Raw genomic sequence first — 17,736 nt, forward strand, 5'->3', positions numbered from 1 at the left:
GAAAAAAGGAGTCAAAATATGTTGTAGACCTATGAATTTAATATTAATTCTTATCAACGCGGTTAAGTTTTAAGCTCCCCAAAATGAGCTCATCATTAAACTGACCCAGAGTAATGCTGTTAAGCATCCTAGTCAGTTCCGACCGAATGGCTTTAAATTCATTGTGCAAAGGACATGGATGTTCTTCAGAACATTGCGGCAAACCCATTCCGCAACCAATAAAAATATCATCCCCATCGATTGCTTTCACCACCTCCGATAGCTTCTTATTCATCTCTACTTCAGTCAGATAAAATCCGCCGTTCGGACCTTTTACAGATTTCACAATACCACCTTTACTCAACTCCTGAAGGATTTTCCCCAAAAAGGGCTCAGGTGATTGGATATTGCTGGCAATCTCTTTTATACCAACTTTTTTGCCTAGGTGCGTGGACTTAGCAATATAAAAGACGGCTCGAATGGCATACTCCGCTGACTTTGAAAACATACCCATTCTTCAAAATTAGGGATAAAAATTGACAATAAACCCTATTCTTTATCCTCCCTCCTTTGCAACATCCTTATGTCAAAAACTTAATAAAGGATAAAAACCTCTTTTATTCTTTTTATCTTTGTTTAAATTAATTCCATTTAAACTAAAAAACTAGAAAACAATCAACGTAATGACAGAGCATCAAATAGCATTAATTAAAGCGACAGTACCAGTATTGAGAGAGAACGGAGTGTTATTAACAAGCTATTTCTACGACCGTATGTTTAAGCACAACCCTGAACTTAAGCATGTCTTTAACATGGGAAACCAACAATCAGGGAAACAGCAAACCGCTTTAGCCATGGCAGTCTTGGCTTATGCTGAAAACATTGAAAATCCGTCCGTCCTTTTAGGAGTTGTGGACCATATTGGTCACAAACATACCAGTTTAGACATCCGTCCAGAACATTATCAGATTGTAGGAAATCATCTTATATCTTCGATAAAAGAAGTATTAGGAGAAGCTGCCTCTGATAAGTTATTGGAAGCATGGACCATTGCCTATAACCAATTGGCAGATATCATGAGTGGCCATGAAACTTCACTTTACAAAGCAAAAGTAAACAGACCGGGGGGATGGACCGGTTGGAGACCTTTTGAAGTCAGGGAAAAAGTGCTGGAATCAGAAGAGATCACTTCTTTCTATCTCTATCCAACCGATCATGGCGACATCGCTGCCCACTTACCTGGCCAGTACATCAGTGTTAGGTTATTCTTGCCTGAATTAAACCTGATCCAACCGCGTCAATATAGTATTTCAAGTTCATCGAATGGCAAGTATTACCGTATCTCTGTAAAGAAGGAAAAAGGAAGTCAACACCCAGATGGCATGATCAGCAATAGACTACACGACCATATCCAAGTAGGCGACAAGATCGAACTTAGTTCTCCGTCGGGGAATTTTGTCTTGAACCAAAAGGAAACCGACAATCCACAGGTATTTATCAGTGGTGGGATCGGACAGACTCCCCTATTGGCAATGCTAGAGGAATTGATTCTAAATAAGAACAGTACCCAACCTATTGTATGGGTTCATGGATGTAGAAACGAGCAGGTTCATGCTTTTAAAGACAGATTACAGGAACTTTCTGCTATCAACCCAGCCTTACAGAATCATTTGTTCTATGAACAATTAGAAAAAGAAACCGCAGATGCAACCTCAGGCGTTGTCAATCTTGAAGAGATTCAGGATAAGGTCTTGCTAAATGGTGCCAATTACTATTTATGTGGCCCAGCAGGATTTATCCGCAAACATTACGAATTCCTGAAAGATGCAGGAGTGGACACTGAAGCAATCCATTTTGAAGAATTTGGACCAGCTTCCCTGTCATTAAATTAATTAATCTGTAGCCAAGAGTTCATCTTGAAATAGGCATCCGGATTATCTGGATGCCTTAATTCCTACAGAATAACCATTAAAACTGGAACTATGGAAACTAAACCTTTGAAAAGACATCCAGCATTAAGACCTCTTAGTAAAGAACATCATTTCTCGCTATTGATATGTTGGAAAATAAGACGCGGCTTAGAACTAAATATCGCTCCTGAGCGAATTGGAAATTATTTGATCAATGCTTGGCATCAACAGATCTCCCATCATTTCGATATCGAAGAAGAATATGTCTTTCCTATCCTAGGTTCTGAAAACAAACTTGCAACCGATGCCATTTCTGAGCATAGGGCAATAAAAAGGTTAATATTGAATGAGCCTCACACGGTCAAATCATTAAACCGAATCGAAGAAAAGCTAGAGTCCCATATCAGGATGGAAGAAAGGCATCTCTTCCCTTTGATCCAAAGCATAGCAACGGATGAACAAATGGAATACATCAACTTAAAACATGATCATCCAATAAGCGAAATGGCGTGGGAAGACGAATTTTGGAACAGCAAAGCCTAAAATGATTTTAACAACTACACATCAAAACAAAAGGTCAGGATATTTTCAATCCTGACCTTTGTTCTTTATATCTTCAATAAAACATCCAAAACCTTTATCTAGGTTTCATGCCTATTGTCTAATGTCTATTTCGCGAACCAAATCAATGCATCTGGATAGATTCCCAACACAAATGTCAGGATTACGGAAAGCACAAATACAATCTGGAAATTGATCGGCATGCTTACTGTTGTATCTTCCTTCGAGCTCATGAAGTACATATGTACCACCACTCTCAAATAGTAATACACACCTACAGCAGCATTGATTGCGGCTAATACCAATAATACGGTATGGTAATCATTCATAACATTAGAGAACATCATGAACTTACCGATAAAACCTGCAGTCAAAGGAATACCAGCTAATGAAAGCATGGAAATCGTGATACAGAAAGCTAACCATGGATTTCTTTTTCCTAAACCATTGAAGGATTCAAAACTATCAGATCCAGCCTGGCGTTTCACCAATATCAAAGCGCCAAAGGAAATAATCGAAGCCAATCCGTAAGCAGCTGAATAAGTTAATATACCGGAAGTAGAATTGGGCCCAATGGAAAGGATGGCAAAAAGCATATATCCAGCATGTGAAATACTAGAGTATGCCAACATGCGCTTATAGCTTGTCTGCATCAAAGCAGTCACGTTTCCAATAAAGAGGGTAATGATCACTACGGTCAATAGAACCGGAGTCCAGAATTCGTTCAAAGGAACCAAGACTGTGCTAAACAATTTAAGGAAACCAGCGAATGAAGCAATCTTCACTACGGTACTCATAAAGATCGTAATCAGGATCGGTGCACCATCATAAACATCTGGAGTCCAGAAATGGAATGGTGCAGCACCAACTTTGAAACATAACCCAACCAACAACAATAAGATACCACCATAGAACATTGGAGAAATACCCGTTGGATTATCAATAATATATTGTTTGATTACAGCCAAATCAAAAGATCCGGTCGATCCGTATAACAGGGTTATACCGAACAACAAGAAACCCGTTGAGAAAGCCCCCATCAAGAAATATTTCAAGGAAGATTCATTTGATGCCTTATCCGTCCTTCTGATACCAGCCAAGATATACAAGGCCACCGACATAATCTCAAGGCCAATAAATAACATGGCAAAATTATGGTATGAACAAACTAAAATGGCACCCGTTAAGGAGAATAAGATCAACGAATAGTATTCTGCGATATTATCGGAAATGGACTTAAAGTACTCTTTCGACAATAACAGGATCAGAATGGTCAATGCTATACATAGCATCGAAAAAGAAAGAGAAAAATGATCAAAAATAACCATTCCTCTATATAAAGGCTCAGCCTGGACGTTCCAATAATAGGCCTCAAATCCAAAGGCAACCAACAAGCCTAATATACTAACAGGCAGTAATGCATTTTTAGCTTTGTACAAGCCTAAATACAAAAGCAGAATACCTAACAAAGAAAGCGTAATAATCGCACCCATAATATATCTTTAAACTTGTACTATTTAATTTGTTGTAATAACTGTGAAACTGATGCCTCTGAAAGATGCAATAAACCATTCGGAAGGACACCTATTAAAATAACTAGAATGACAATGATCGATAATAAGATCACCTCATATCCAGCAATATCTTTTACTTGAACATGGTTGTCGTTGATCTGGCCCAACATGGTTTTTTGATAAAGACGAAGCATGTACACCGCTCCAAAAATCAAGGTTGTACCACCGATCACAGCATACCAAACGCCGCTTCCTGTCGCACCAAAGATACCCTTCAACAACAAGAATTCACCAATGAAACCATTTGTTAGTGGTAATCCTATCGCACCCATGATGATGACCAAGAAAGTCACCGCTAGGAAAGGCATTCTCGTTGCCAATCCGCCTAAATCAGCTAGATCCCTTGTTCCTGTTCTACGCTGAATAACGTCGATAACAAAGAACAGTCCGACAACTGAAATACCGTGGTTGATCATCTGAAGAATCGCCCCCTGCATTCCCTCCTGTGTCAAGGAGAAAATACCTGCAGCAATAAGACCTACGTGAGAAATGGAAGAGTAAGCGATCAAGCGTTTAGCATCTTTCATCTTGAATGCGATGATCGCTCCATAAACGACACCGATGATTCCCATGATCAAGGCAACATTGCCATATCTAGAAACCGCTTCCGGTGCCAATGGCAATAACCAACGCAATAGACCAAACAGACCCATCTTCAACATGATACCTGACAAAAGCATGGTTCCAGTTACGGAAGCATGTGTATAGGTATCGGGTTGCCATGAATGGAATGGAAATAAAGGGATCTTGATTGCAAAAGCAATAAAGAATGCCCAGAAAACCCAACGTTGGGCTGCATCTGTAAGATCCAGTTTAGTCAAGGTCGCCCATGACATATCCTTCCCTCCGGTTTGCTGATATAAATAGATAATCGCAATTAACATCAGTAAACTTCCGAAGAAGGTATAAACAAAAAATTTCAAGTTTATTTTGATACGGTTTCCATCTCCCCACAATGCACAGATAAAGTAGATTGGGATCAAGGCAGCTTCCCACCCAACATAGAATGAAAAAGCATCCAAAGAGATAAACACCAATACCAATCCAGCTTGCATAAAGGAAACTAAACCATAGAATCCACCCTTTTGCTCATGGCCAAAACTTGCCAAGATAATTAAAGGGACCAAGCCGTTGGTTAAGATCAACATAGGAAGGCTAATACCATCCAAACCGATCTGGAATTGAATCCCTAAGCTTGAAATCCAGTTCCAGCTTTGCGAAAACTGAATGCTCGCATCAGGCACAAAATTACAGACGAAAGGAATTGTTAAGCCTAATTGAATAAGTGACAAGACCAATGCAGCCCATTTAGCAGAGCTGTTCTTGATAAAGGCTAAAATAATAGCACTTATTACAGGTAAAATTAGCAGTATAAAAAGGTTGTCCATTGATTCCTAAATTCTGATCTAGATTGTAAATAATCCATAAAGCATGAAAGCAATAACTCCGATCACCATCATAAATATATAAAACCCAACATTCCCACTCTGGATTTGACGAATGCCTTTCCCTGAAGAAACAAACAATTCACCAATTCCATTGACCAAACCATCGATACCTGACTTCTCAACAACGGTATGCAAGAATTTGGACAATCCATTCAACGGACGAACAAATAATGTATCATACAATTGATCAATGTACATTTTATGGTAAGATAGGTTATATAGTCCGCCTTGTTCGGCTGAACCATCTGCCTGAGGAATATCTGATTTTTTGATGTACTTATTGTAAGCAACAAAAGCCATGATAATTGCACCCAATGCGGATGCACCCATTAAGATAAACTCTGTACTATGCGATAAGTGGAACGGCTCTACAACCTGGTTGGTTTGGGTAAATACTGGACTCAGGAAGTTAGCCAACCATGCTCCGCCGTGTAGTGCCTCTGGAACATTGATCAATCCACCTAGAACCGAAAGTACGGCAAGTACGATCAGTGGAATGGTCATTGAACTTGGCGATTCGTGTAGATGATGTTTCTGGCTCTCTGTTCCGCGGAATTCCCCGAAGAACGTCAGATACAACAACCTGAACATATAGAACGCCGTACATAAAGCCCCAATAAAACCTAATGCCCAAAAAATTGGACTCGCCACAAATGCATGGGCAAGGATTTCATCTTTTGAAAAGAAACCCGACAATGGTGGAATCCCAGAAATAGCTATCGTACCGATCAACATCGTTGCATACGTGATAGGTAGGTATTTCTTTAGACCACCCATTTTTCGCATATCTTGTTCCTCGCTCATTGCATGGATTACAGAACCTGCACCCAAGAACAATAATGCTTTGAAAAAGGCATGGGTCAATACATGGAAAAATGCGCCTGTAAAGGCACCTACACCTAATCCCAAAAACATATATCCCAATTGCGACACCGTTGAATAGGCTAAAACCTTCTTGATATCATTTTGGGTAATGGCAATAAATGCTGCCACTAAAGCCGTTGCCACACCGATGATCGCAATGATCTCCATGGTAACAGGAGATAATGTGAACATGATATTTGAACGAGCAATCATATAGATACCCGCAGTTACCATCGTTGCAGCGTGGATCAAGGCCGAAACCGGTGTCGGACCAGCCATCGCGTCTGGTAACCAAGTAAATAATGGAATCTGGGCCGATTTACCTGTGGCTGCTACAAATAACAATAAGGTAATGACCAATAGGGTCGAGTCACCCATGGCCAATTGACCTGCTGCAGGGAATACCGCTTGAAACTCCAACGACCCAAAATTGACCAAGATAAAGAACATGGCGATCAAGAATCCCAAATCACCGATACGGTTCATGACAAAAGCTTTTTTCGCTGCCTTAGCATAATTGCTGTTCTTGAACCAGAAGCCAATCAATAAATAAGAACACAATCCAACACCTTCCCAGCCAATGAACATGACAAGGTAATTGGATCCTAATACCAATAGCAACATAAAGAAGATAAACAGGTTCAAATACGAAAAGTATTTGCCAAAACCTTCATCATTTGCCATATAACCAACAGAGTATAGATGGATCAAAAATCCTACTCCGGTAATGATCAATAACATGATTGAACTCAATGGGTCAACCAAAAAACTTATATTGAAACTAAAATTTCCTACTGTAAACCAGTTATATACTTCTTGGAAAATAACACCGTCACCACCAGCTTGCCTTGCATCATAAACTTCCTTGAATATACCACAGCTTAGTAAAAATGAAATGAGGATTGTTCCACATCCAATTATTGAAATCAATGGTCTTGGTGTGCTTTTTCTCAGCAATCCAATCATTAGAAACCCTAATAAAGGAAGTAAGGGGAGCATCCAAATGAATTCTTTCATATACAATTCTCTCTAAAATTCTTATCTATTTTTACCACCTCAGTTTATTCAGGGAATCAATATCCACTGATTTGGTATTCCTATAAACCATAATAATTATCGCTAGTCCGACCGCAACCTCTGCCGCAGCCAAAGCCATAATAAAAAACACAAAAACCTGTCCGCTTGGGTCCCCACGGTATGCCGAGAACGCAGCCAACAATAAATTCACCGAATTAAGCATCAGCTCGATCGACATCATGATAATAATGACATTTCGGCGAATCAATACCCCAATAACACCGATCACGAAGATGATGCTACAGAATATCAAATAATGATTCAGGGGAATACCCTGCATATTTTCAATTAAACTACCCATTTTGTTTCGCTCGTGTTTCTTTCTTTGCCAATAAGACTGCTCCGACCATGGCTGTTAACAATAATATAGAGGACAGTTCAAAGGGCAACAAAAAGTCCTTGAACAATACTTTACCCAAGTTCTTTACCAGACCTATATCCTCATGGCTCTTTACAAACTCATTATTGGTTTCCAGCACCCTAAATGCACCTAGGAACACTGCCAATAGGCACATCCCAGCAATTGCTCCCATAAATTTTACGAGATGGGATTTCATAGGCTCGGAATCTTTGTTCAGGTTCAACAACATCAGGACAAACAGGAATAAGACCATGATCGCCCCCATGTAAACAATAAAATTAACTACGGCCAAAAACTGCGCATTCAATAGAATGTAATGCACGGTAAAGGTGAAAAACGTAATAACTAAGTAGAGTACACTATGTACAGGATTCTTCGTGAAGATGGTCATCAACGCAAAGAATATCGATAGAAACGCTACAAAATAAAATATGGTCATAGGTTATGCTTGCTGATTTTGAGATAATTTGGTGATATCAAACTTTGGTTCCAACAATTTGTCTTTACCGTAAATGAAATCCTTGCGTAAATAATCTGCAGTAACATGTTTCCCGTCTAGATAGATCGCCTCTTTCGGACATGCTTCTTCACATAGTCCACAAAAGATACAACGCAACATGTTGATTTCATAAACAACTGCATATTTCTCTTCCCTGTACAGGTTCTCCTCCCCTTTCTGGCGCTCTCCAGCAGTCATCGTAATGGCTTCTGCAGGACAAGACAAGGCACATAGGCCACAAGCTGTACAACGCTCCCTTCCCTGTTCATCACGCTTTAAGGAATGTTGTCCCCTAAAGTTCTTTGAATAAGGCCTGATCTCCTCCGGATACTTGATCGTAGGGATCTTCTTGAAGAAGTGTCTTATGGTAATCGATAAACCTTTGGCGATAGCAGGCAAATAAATGCGCTCCCAAAAGTTCATCGGCTTCTGTTCTAATACTTTTTTTCTATTTGATAACGACTGCATATCTCTCCCGATTAAAAGTAAGTATCTTTAACAATGGTAATGATTCCTGTCAAAACGATATTGGCAATGGCCAATGGAATCAACATTTTCCAGCCTAAATTCATCAACTGGTCATATCTGAAACGCGGCAAGGTCCATCTTACCCACATAAAGAAGAAGATGAAACCAAATATCTTCGCAAAGAATACCAATACTCCAATGATAGTGATCCAGTTTTCTGAAAGACCTAGATCATACATAAATGGAAAATTATAGCCCCCGAAATACAAGGCTGCCATCAATGAAGAGGACACGAACATATTGATGTACTCAGAGAACATATAAAGACCCAATTTCATGGATGAATATTCCGTATGGTATCCCCCAACCAATTCAGTCTCACATTCTGGCAAGTCAAATGGTACACGGTTACATTCCGCAAATGCACAGGTCATAAAGATCAGGAATCCAAGAGGCTGAACCCAGATATTCCAGTTTACAAATCCTGATTGTTGTGCTACGATCTCTCCAATGGATAGCGTTCCGGTCACCATTAATAAGGCGATCAAGGAAAGTCCCATGGCAATCTCATAACTGATACTTTGTGAAGCCGCACGAATAGCTCCCATTAACGAGAACTTGTTGTTCGATGCCCATCCACCAAGCATGATCCCATAAACACCAAGAGCAATAACCCCAAAGATGTAAAGCACTCCAATATTCACATCGGCAACCTGTAAGCTGATCGCTTTGTCACCAATGGTCAAGGTTTGCCCCCAAGGAATTACCGCCGAACTGATACAGGCTGTAATAATGGCTATGGTCGGCCCTAAAATAAATAAGGTTTTATGTGCTCCCGCAGGAATGATTTCTTCTTTGAAAAAGAATTTACCACCATCACATAAAGGCTGTAAGATACCAAATGCTCCAGCTCTATCCGGACCGTGGCGATCCTGCATAAAACCCGCAATCTTACGCTCAGCTAACGTGGAATACATGGCAATGACCAAGGTAACCACGAATATGATGACAACTAAGATTAATTTCTCTAAAATAAAGGCCGTTTCCATCTTCCCTATTTTCTATTTTAATTTTTCAGATCTTGCTAACTGCTCCACATTGGCTTCCTGCAATACAGGATTGTCCTTGATGACACTTGGAGGATCAAATTGATGGTAGTGGTTGGAAGCAATAACCGATTGATAGCTGATCTTGGTCGGCTCCTCTAAAATCCACTCATCCGTACGTTTGGTCTCAAACCTACAGGTATCACAGATAAACTCATCAACCTCATTATACTCATCCTTTCTTCCTGTCACTCGGATCACATCGGGTCCTTTGTACCACAATGTAACCTTGCCAGAACATTTTGGACAATCGCGGTGCGCATCCACCGGCTTGGTAAACCAAACCCTGTTCTTAAACCTGAATGTCTTGTCTGTCAATGCTCCAACTGGACATACATCGATCACATTCCCAATGAAATCATGATCTAAGGCCTCGTGGATATAGGTTGAAATTTCTGCATGGTCTCCACGGAACAAAATCCCATGTTCCCTTTTATTTGTCAATTGATTCGCAACATATACACAGCGATAGCATAAAATGCATCGGTTCATGTGCAGCTGGATCTTTTCACCAATATCAATTCGCTCAAATGTCCTGCGCTCAAATTCATATCTGGTCTTCTCAGCACCGTGCTCATAGCTCAAGTCCTGAAGCTTACACTCGCCTGCCTGGTCACAGACCGGGCAATCTAACGGGTGGTTGATCAATAACATCTCCACGACCGCCTTTCTTGCATCCACGACATCTGGAGAGGTAATATTCAGCACCTCCATTCCGTCCATGACCGTTGTACGGCATGATGCAACCAGCTTAGGCATTGGTCTTGGATCCTTTTCTGATCCTTTGCTTACTTTCACCAAGCAGGTACGGCATTTCCCGCCTGTACCTTCCAGCTTAGAATAATAGCACATCGCCGGAGGTACGATCTCCCCACCAATCTGCCTAGCAGCATTTAATATCGTAGTACCCGGAGCAACTTCAATTGTTATTCCGTCTATCGTTACTTTAAAATTTTGAACTTCTTCTGCCATTGTTGCTTTTTGTTAAAATGACCCTAATTATTCCGTTACTGGAACCAATGGATCTGCATAATGTGCTAAACCGTAGTTTCTCTTCTGGGCTTCTTCTGGATGAAGGATATGCCACTCAAATTCATCCCTAAAGTGACGGATTGCCGCTGCAACAGGCCATGCTGCTGCATCACCAAGTGGACAGATGGTATTGCCTTCAATCTTTTGTTGCACTTGCCACAATAGGTCGATGTCCGACATATCGCCATGACCCGTCTCAATCTTGTTCAGGATCTTTTCCATCCAGCCCGTACCTTCACGACATGGTGAACATTGTCCACAGCTCTCATGACGGTAAAAACGTGTATAGTTATAGGTATTCCTCACAATACATTGATCCTCATCAAAAACGATAAAACCGCCGGAACCCATTGCGGTACCACTGACAAAACCGCCATCTGCCAATGACTCATAGGTCATCAGGCGCGGTTCGCCTTTCATGGTTTTTACGATCAGGTTTGCTGGAAGGATAGGAACGGACGATCCTCCGGCAACAACGGCCTTCAATCGCTTTCCATTTGCCATACCTCCACAATATTCATCAGAGAAAATAAACTCTTCTACTGGAAGCCCCATCTCAATTTCATAAACACCAGGCTTTGCAATATTGCCTGAAGCTGAAATCAATTTAGTTCCCGTACTTCTTTCAATTCCAATTTTTGCATACTCCTCACCACCGTCGTTGACAATTGGTACCGTAGCTGCAATGGATTCCACGTTGTTTACCACCGTCGGACAGCCATATAGACCGGCAACAGCTGGAAATGGAGGTTTAATCCTAGGATTACCTCTTTTTCCCTCAAGGGATTCCAACAGGGCAGTTTCCTCGCCACAGATATAGGCACCACCTCCTGGTTGTACATAGATCTCTAGGTCGTAACCTGTCCCTAAGATATTTTTACCTAAAAATCCAGCCGCTTTTGCTTCTTCGATGGCCTTCTCCATAATACGGATTTGAGGCATCATCTCGCCACGGATATAGATATATGATGTATGCGCACCTAATGCATAGCTGGAAACGATCATTCCTTCTATTAAAGCATGCGGAATATAGGTCATTAAGTAACGGTCCTTGAATGTTCCCGGCTCCGACTCATCCCCATTGCAGACCAAATAACGTGGAACACCTTCTGGCTTCGCCAAAAAGCTCCATTTCATGCCTGTAGGGAACCCTGCTCCACCACGGCCACGAAGACCTGATTTCTTCACCTCTTCCACGACATCCTCAGGAGACATGCTCTTCAAGGCTTTCTCTACAGCTCGGTAACCACCCTTCTCCCGATAAACAGCGAAGGTGTTGATTCCTGGCACATTGATATGTTCTAATAATAACTTACGTCCCATATTACTAAGCCTCGCTTTTTGATTTATTCTTTAAATCGCCGATCAATTGATCGACACTCTCTGCTGTCAGGTTCTCATAGAAGGTATAGCTTGGACCGATCTGAAGGACCGGGCCAAATCCACATGCCGCCAAACACTCGACGCCACGCCATGAAAACATCCCGTCGGCAGTTACTTCGCCTTCTTTTACGCCTAACCTTTCCTCAAGATGAGCCATGATCTTTTCTGCTCCTACTAGGCAGCATGGACCCGTTCGGCAAACCTCCAGGACAAACTTACCTTGCGGTTGTAAGAAATACATGGTATAGAATGTCGCTACTTCAAACACTTCAATTGGCTCTATGCTTAAGAAGGTCGCCACTTTTTCCATGGCATCCACGCTTAACCAGCCATATTCTTCCTGCACAAGGTGAAGGATAGGCAATAAAGCTGATTTCTGTTTACCTTCTGGATAACGACTTACCACTTCGGAGAATTTCCCCAAAAGTTCTGTCGAAAACTCGACAATCATATTTTCTTTAACACTAAGCATCTAATTCACCAGCTATTACGTTTAAACTACTCATATTGATAATCGCATCTGAAATCAACATTCCGCTACTCATCGGGGCAAACATCTGATAATTGATGAATGATGGTCTTCTAAAATGTAAACGATACGGAGTTCTTCCGCCGTCATGAACCATATAGAAACCTAATTCACCATTTGCTCCCTCTACGGCATGGTAAACCTCAGCCTTTGGAGCATCCCATTCTCCCATCACAATCTTAAAGTGATAGATCAAGGCCTCCATACTTGTATATACTTGCTCTTTTGGTGGCAGGTAAAAATCAGGAACATCCGCATGGAAAATGCCTTTCGGATCTTTGTCTATTTTCTCCAAGGCCTGCTCGATGATTCGAAGAGATTGCCACATCTCCTCATTCCTGACCATAAATCGATCGTAAACATCGCCGTTTGTCCCTACTGGAATATCAAAATCAAATTCCTCGTATGAACAGTACGGTGAATGCGCTCTCACATCATAATCCACGCCTGTTGCGCGTAAGATAGGACCTGACCAGCTATAACTTAATGCTTCCTCTGGGGTAACCGCGGCTACGTTGGAGGTACGCTCGATAAAAATTCTATTTCTGTCAAACAACTCTTGGAACTCCCTCAAAACTGGCGGGAATCTCTTTAAGAACTCTCTGATCTTTTCAAAAGCCACTTCGTTGAAATCACGTTCAAACCCACCGATACGACCAATATTGGTCGTCAGACGGGCGCCACAGATCTCTTCATAGATTTCATAGATGAACTCACGCTCCTGCATTACGTACAGGAATCCTGAAAAGGCTCCTGTATCAACCCCCAAAATACCATTACAGATAATGTGGTCTGCAATCCTCGCCAACTCCATCACAATGACACGCATATATTGAACGCGTTTTGGAATCTCAATATCCAAGAGTTTCTCTACGGTCATGTGCCAACCCATATTGTTGATAGGCGATGAACAGTAGTTCAGGCGGTCTGTTAAAGGTGTAATTTGATAGAAAGGTCTATGCTCTGCAATTTTTTCGAATGCACGGTGGATATAGCCAATGGTGGAAACACCACTGACGATACGTTCACCATCAATCTGCACAACATTTTGAAACACACCATGCGTTGCAGGGTGGGTAGGACCAATATTTAGGGTTACCAAGTCATCTTGAGGATCATTATCATCAAAGACTGGTGCATTATGTGATATTCTTGAAATCGATTTACTCATGACATCCTCTCTTAACGTCCAAAATAAAAATCCTTTTTGTCTACACGGTTTGGATCTTCCAGCGGGTATTCCTTACGCATTGGGAAAACTTCCAGGTCATCCATGTTAAGGATTCTCCTTAAGTCTGGGTGGCCTTCAAAATTGATCCCAAAGAAATCATAAGTTTCACGTTCCATCCAATTCGCCCCATTCCAAAGAACGGTAGCACTTGGAATGCTCGGATTTTCCTTTTCCAAGAAAACCTTGATCCGAATGCGGACATTATGAACTAAACTATGGACATGGTACACAACAGCGAAAGGCTTTTCACGCTCCGGATAGTGGACTGCCGTAATATCAGTCAAATAGATAAACTGCATCGCCTCATCATTCTTGATGGTCGAAAGCAGCTCTATGATATTTTCCTTATCGGTTTCGACTGTTAGAAGTCCTTTAGGTTCTGATATATGGTTTACTGATTCTCCGAATTTAGCGTTCAGACTATCAATAACCATTTGATTAGTCAACTTATCCATTATCTGTTGCAATTCCGTACTTTTCTAACAAAGCCTTATATTCAGGCGTATTTCTTCTGTTCAAAGACTCGTTCTTTACAATATCTTGAAGCCTAAGCACTCCATCTAAGATTGCTTCAGGACGCGGAGGGCATCCAGGGACATAAACATCTACCGGAATGATCTCATCAATCCCTTGCAAAACGGAATAGGTATCAAAAATACCCCCACTAGAAGCACATGCTCCGACAGCGATAACCCAACGTGGTTCGGCCATCTGCACATAAACCTGCTTCAATACTGGAGCCATTTTCTTGGCAATGGTTCCCATCACAAGCAACATATCCGCCTGTCTCGGTGAAAAACTTGGACGCTCAGCACCAAATCGCGCTAAATCATAGGTAGATCCCATCGTTGCCATGAACTCAATTCCACAGCAGGAGGTTGCAAATGGCAATGGCCATAAGGAGTTGGCTCTCGCCAAGCCTATGGCTTTATCCAATGTTGTTGCAAAAAATCCTGCTCCTTCTACACCTGGAGGCGCATCTGATAAGGTTATATTACTCATCTCTTTGTTTATTAAAGTGATCTTCAAGGAATTAACCAAAGGTTAGTCCCAATCCAATGCCTTCTTCTTTATGACATAAATAAACCCTAAAAGCAATAAGCCCATGAATACAAACATCTCAATCAACCCCTGCACGCCAAATTCACGGAAATTAACTGCCCATGGATACATAAAGATCACCTCGATATCAAAGATGACGAACAAGATTGCTACCAAGAAATATTTGATGGAAAACGGCTGCCTAGCATTCCCTACAACCTCAACCCCAGACTCAAAAGCGCTCAATTTATTCTCTGTACGCACTTTTGGACCAATTAAATGGGTGCCGATAATTGTTGTAACACCGAAACCAACGGCCACAGCCAATTGAATTAATATAGGAATATAATCTATAGGTGCACTTTGCCCTGCTAATCCTTCCATATCTTTAGTTTATTGCTATTAGTAGTCTAGCAAAAATAACAATTTATGTCAATAAAAAAAGTGAGGGACAACCGGATAGCTCGGCTTTTTGTTATTTTGAATCATTATAAATAGCAAGGTAACAGGGTTTTGAGAAAGAGAAATACTAGCTCCAGAGGAGGTGGGTTGTTTGAGGATACAAGAACCCCCAGGGGGGTGGAATATTTGTGGAAAAGGCAAGCGTTTCATTTCCGCGGCCATCTGAGAAGTAAAAATTTGAGCTAAATTTATTGGAAGGTGATGACAGCATGTTGGCGATGAAAATAAATTAGCTCTTTTATTTTTTAAATATAGAACCCCTTTTGGGGTTCCATTATTTTAGCAGACATGGCACGTTAGCCTGGAAGTCGCGCAAAAACGATGTTCGATTAATCGAACATCGTTTTTGCATAAACCCTATATTGTTCCCATCCATGCTAAAATAATTTATCCCCGCTGGGGATATATGGCGTATAAAAATATTCCTTTGATAAATAGATATGCGCCTGAATAGCTAGAAACACAGTTCTACCAAAATGTCATTAGTAGGCACGAAGAATCTCGGAACTAAATAGAAAATGACATCATTGGCGAACAGGTTCTTCACTAATCGTTCAGAATCAAATATTCCCAGAGAGGGATTCAGATCGCAGCGAAGAATCTATTGTTGTTTTTTAGGATGCCAATCATTCCGAAATCGCAAGATGAGGAAACCATTTTTTTTGATGCTTAATGAAGGAATCGAAGTGATTTGGAAGAGGCTTATTGATCTCCATCATATGTGCCTGCTTGTGGCGGGCGTATGCGATATGCCCCTTCTATGTTGTATTCCAAATTTTTTCTTGATTATTTGCCTCTATGGTTGTTTTTCCTTTCCCTTTCCCTTGCTTTGGGCCAAAGGTTGCCCAGCTGATGGTTTTTCCAACAGCTGCGATATGACAGTTACTTTTCAAACAACCTTCTATGAGCAGACCTATGGCTGCAGTGTCTTTTTCAGTTTGTAAAGTATGGGTGCCGCAAACTACAATGAGAGCGGACGCAATGCCGCAAGGGGCGAATAGCGGTCACCCAATTTTTTTGTGTCTATCCAAGTACCGTCATTTCACTACTCCAATAACATATTTTTCCCTGGTCCTCAGCACATACGCTATCCGGTTGACCAGTTTCCTTGCGACCTTGATGATCGCCAGGTTCTTTTTCATCTTCAGGCAGGCCTTTGAAAAGCCCAGGGCCAGCACCGGGTCGTTCCGCACGGCGATCCAGGATGCCTCGACCAGCATCCGCCTCAGCAGCTCGTGCCTGCGGAAGGTCAGTTCTCCGTCCGGGTCACGCTCACCTGAACTGTGCCTGGTCGGCACGATGCCGATAAAGCTGGCCAGGTGGTCGCTGTTGGCGAACCGCCGGATGTCCTCCAGCTCGACCAGCAGGCTCATGGCCGTCACCGGACCGATGCCCGGGACAGAGCGCAGCAGCGCGTAGTCCACGGCATGCACCTGCTGGGCCATCATGCTCCTGAGTTCCCGGTTCAGCTCCAGCAGGAATCCCCTGTGGTACTCCACTTTCCGGACCAGCAGCTCCAGCGTCCGCCTGCCAAATTCGCCCTTGATGTGGACATCCTCCTTCAGCCACGCCATGAACCGCCTGGACCAGTGCGTCCCGTTGTGCAGGAAGGCCTCGGGGTAGCTGATGCCATTGGTGTACAGGAATGACTTCAGCCGGTTCTTCATCCTGCCGATCTCCCTCACCGTGGAATGGCGCAGCCGCACTAGGGACCTGGCGTCCTCACAATCGGGCGAAGGGACGTATATCCCCCGTAAGACACCGGCCCGAAGGGCCCTGCCCAGTTTCTTGCTATCTATCGGATCGCTCTTGTGGAGCAGCTCCTTCTGGGTGCTGGGGACATCGGCGGGATTGACCACGATGTTGTGGACCCCGTGCGCCTGGAGTTCGCGATGGATCCAGAAACCGCAGAACCCCGCCTCATATACCGAATGGTAGGAGGCTCCGGGATAATTTTTCCAGAGATGGTTCACCAGGACCCCCACGTTGGATTCCTGGTGGATGCACTTAAGGAACAGGTCCTTGCTGTAGATCGCAACGTTCCAGCTCTTTAGATGGACATCTATTCCGATATAGATCGGTTGTCCATCAAAATTTAAATCCGTATTTTGTCGTAGCATAAGATTAGGATTTATGTTGTTATTTTGGTTATATAAAAATATAAACAAATAATCTTATGCTATCTCTTTGTATTAGCACGTCCTAGATACA

General features: G+C 42.1%; 18 protein-coding genes. 2 read left to right on the top strand and 16 right to left on the bottom strand.

Features of this window, described 5'->3' with window-relative positions; genetic code table 11:
* Positions 1-43: 43 nt before the first annotated feature.
* Positions 44-493 carry an Rrf2 family transcriptional regulator gene (locus tag NMK93_RS18295; protein WP_254528689.1) on the bottom strand — a complete coding sequence of 150 codons (450 nt, stop codon included), beginning with the start codon at positions 491-493 and terminating at the stop codon, positions 44-46.
* Positions 494-662: 169 nt separating this feature from the next.
* Here NMK93_RS18295 and hmpA point away from each other — a divergent pair, with 169 nt between their 5' ends.
* Both hmpA and NMK93_RS18305 read left to right on the top strand, forming a co-directional pair.
* Positions 663-1,871 (top strand): NO-inducible flavohemoprotein, encoded by a 1,209-nt coding sequence (gene hmpA / locus NMK93_RS18300; protein WP_254528687.1) that lies wholly within the window; start codon positions 663-665, stop codon positions 1,869-1,871.
* Positions 1,872-1,961: 90 nt separating this feature from the next.
* Positions 1,962-2,432 carry a hemerythrin domain-containing protein gene (locus tag NMK93_RS18305; RefSeq protein ID WP_254528685.1) on the top strand — a complete coding sequence of 157 codons (471 nt, stop codon included), beginning with the start codon at positions 1,962-1,964 and terminating at the stop codon, positions 2,430-2,432.
* 125 nt (positions 2,433-2,557) lie between these two features.
* Here the strand turns inward: NMK93_RS18305 and NMK93_RS18310 are convergent, their stop codons facing one another.
* The 15 genes from NMK93_RS18310 to NMK93_RS18380 form a co-directional block, all read right to left on the bottom strand.
* Positions 2,558-3,943 (bottom strand): NADH-quinone oxidoreductase subunit N, encoded by a 1,386-nt coding sequence (locus NMK93_RS18310; RefSeq protein ID WP_254528683.1) that lies wholly within the window; start codon positions 3,941-3,943, stop codon positions 2,558-2,560.
* A gap of 20 nt (positions 3,944-3,963) precedes the next feature.
* Positions 3,964-5,412 carry a NuoM family protein gene (locus NMK93_RS18315; RefSeq protein WP_254528681.1) on the bottom strand — a complete coding sequence of 483 codons (1,449 nt, stop codon included), beginning with the start codon at positions 5,410-5,412 and terminating at the stop codon, positions 3,964-3,966.
* A gap of 18 nt (positions 5,413-5,430) precedes the next feature.
* Positions 5,431-7,353 (bottom strand): NADH-quinone oxidoreductase subunit L, encoded by a 1,923-nt coding sequence (gene nuoL, locus NMK93_RS18320; RefSeq protein ID WP_254528679.1) that lies wholly within the window; start codon positions 7,351-7,353, stop codon positions 5,431-5,433.
* Between the two features lie 31 nt (positions 7,354-7,384).
* Entirely contained in the window at positions 7,385-7,714 is a 330-nt protein-coding gene (nuoK, locus tag NMK93_RS18325) for an NADH-quinone oxidoreductase subunit NuoK (protein ID WP_185218458.1), read from the bottom strand.
* A complete protein-coding gene (locus NMK93_RS18330; RefSeq protein WP_254528677.1) occupies positions 7,707-8,213 on the bottom strand; it encodes an NADH-quinone oxidoreductase subunit J in 507 nt (168 codons plus the stop codon). The genes nuoK and NMK93_RS18330 overlap by 8 nt, the downstream gene beginning before the upstream one ends.
* A 3-nt stretch (positions 8,214-8,216) precedes the next feature.
* Positions 8,217-8,741 (bottom strand): NADH-quinone oxidoreductase subunit I, encoded by a 525-nt coding sequence (locus tag NMK93_RS18335; protein WP_254528675.1) that lies wholly within the window; start codon positions 8,739-8,741, stop codon positions 8,217-8,219.
* Positions 8,742-8,752: 11 nt separating this feature from the next.
* Positions 8,753-9,790 carry an NADH-quinone oxidoreductase subunit NuoH gene (gene nuoH / locus NMK93_RS18340; RefSeq protein ID WP_093099573.1) on the bottom strand — a complete coding sequence of 346 codons (1,038 nt, stop codon included), beginning with the start codon at positions 9,788-9,790 and terminating at the stop codon, positions 8,753-8,755.
* Positions 9,791-9,802: 12 nt separating this feature from the next.
* A complete protein-coding gene (locus tag NMK93_RS18345) occupies positions 9,803-10,819 on the bottom strand; it encodes a 2Fe-2S iron-sulfur cluster-binding protein (RefSeq protein ID WP_254528673.1) in 1,017 nt (338 codons plus the stop codon).
* 27 nt (positions 10,820-10,846) lie between these two features.
* The gene (nuoF, locus tag NMK93_RS18350) at positions 10,847-12,202 is read right to left on the bottom strand and encodes an NADH-quinone oxidoreductase subunit NuoF (RefSeq protein WP_254528671.1); all 1,356 of its coding nucleotides are present in this window, start codon (positions 12,200-12,202) and stop codon (positions 10,847-10,849) included.
* 4 nt (positions 12,203-12,206) lie between these two features.
* Positions 12,207-12,734 carry an NAD(P)H-dependent oxidoreductase subunit E gene (gene nuoE, locus NMK93_RS18355; RefSeq protein WP_254528669.1) on the bottom strand — a complete coding sequence of 176 codons (528 nt, stop codon included), beginning with the start codon at positions 12,732-12,734 and terminating at the stop codon, positions 12,207-12,209.
* Positions 12,727-13,962 carry an NADH-quinone oxidoreductase subunit D gene (locus tag NMK93_RS18360; RefSeq protein WP_254528667.1) on the bottom strand — a complete coding sequence of 412 codons (1,236 nt, stop codon included), beginning with the start codon at positions 13,960-13,962 and terminating at the stop codon, positions 12,727-12,729. The genes nuoE and NMK93_RS18360 overlap by 8 nt, the downstream gene beginning before the upstream one ends.
* Before the next feature lie 11 nt (positions 13,963-13,973).
* Positions 13,974-14,477, bottom strand: coding sequence for an NADH-quinone oxidoreductase subunit C (locus tag NMK93_RS18365; protein WP_254528665.1), 504 nt, complete (start codon positions 14,475-14,477; stop codon positions 13,974-13,976).
* The gene (locus NMK93_RS18370) at positions 14,470-15,024 is read right to left on the bottom strand and encodes an NADH-quinone oxidoreductase subunit B (protein WP_093099582.1); all 555 of its coding nucleotides are present in this window, start codon (positions 15,022-15,024) and stop codon (positions 14,470-14,472) included. The genes NMK93_RS18365 and NMK93_RS18370 overlap by 8 nt, the downstream gene beginning before the upstream one ends.
* A gap of 42 nt (positions 15,025-15,066) precedes the next feature.
* A complete protein-coding gene (locus NMK93_RS18375) occupies positions 15,067-15,447 on the bottom strand; it encodes an NADH-quinone oxidoreductase subunit A (protein ID WP_093099584.1) in 381 nt (126 codons plus the stop codon).
* A gap of 1,115 nt (positions 15,448-16,562) precedes the next feature.
* Positions 16,563-17,645 carry an IS110 family transposase gene (locus NMK93_RS18380; protein ID WP_254530287.1) on the bottom strand — a complete coding sequence of 361 codons (1,083 nt, stop codon included), beginning with the start codon at positions 17,643-17,645 and terminating at the stop codon, positions 16,563-16,565.
* Between the last annotated feature and the right edge of the window lie 91 nt (positions 17,646-17,736).

Source organism: Sphingobacterium sp. LZ7M1, assembly GCF_024296865.1.
Lineage (GTDB): Bacteria > Bacteroidota > Bacteroidia > Sphingobacteriales > Sphingobacteriaceae > Sphingobacterium.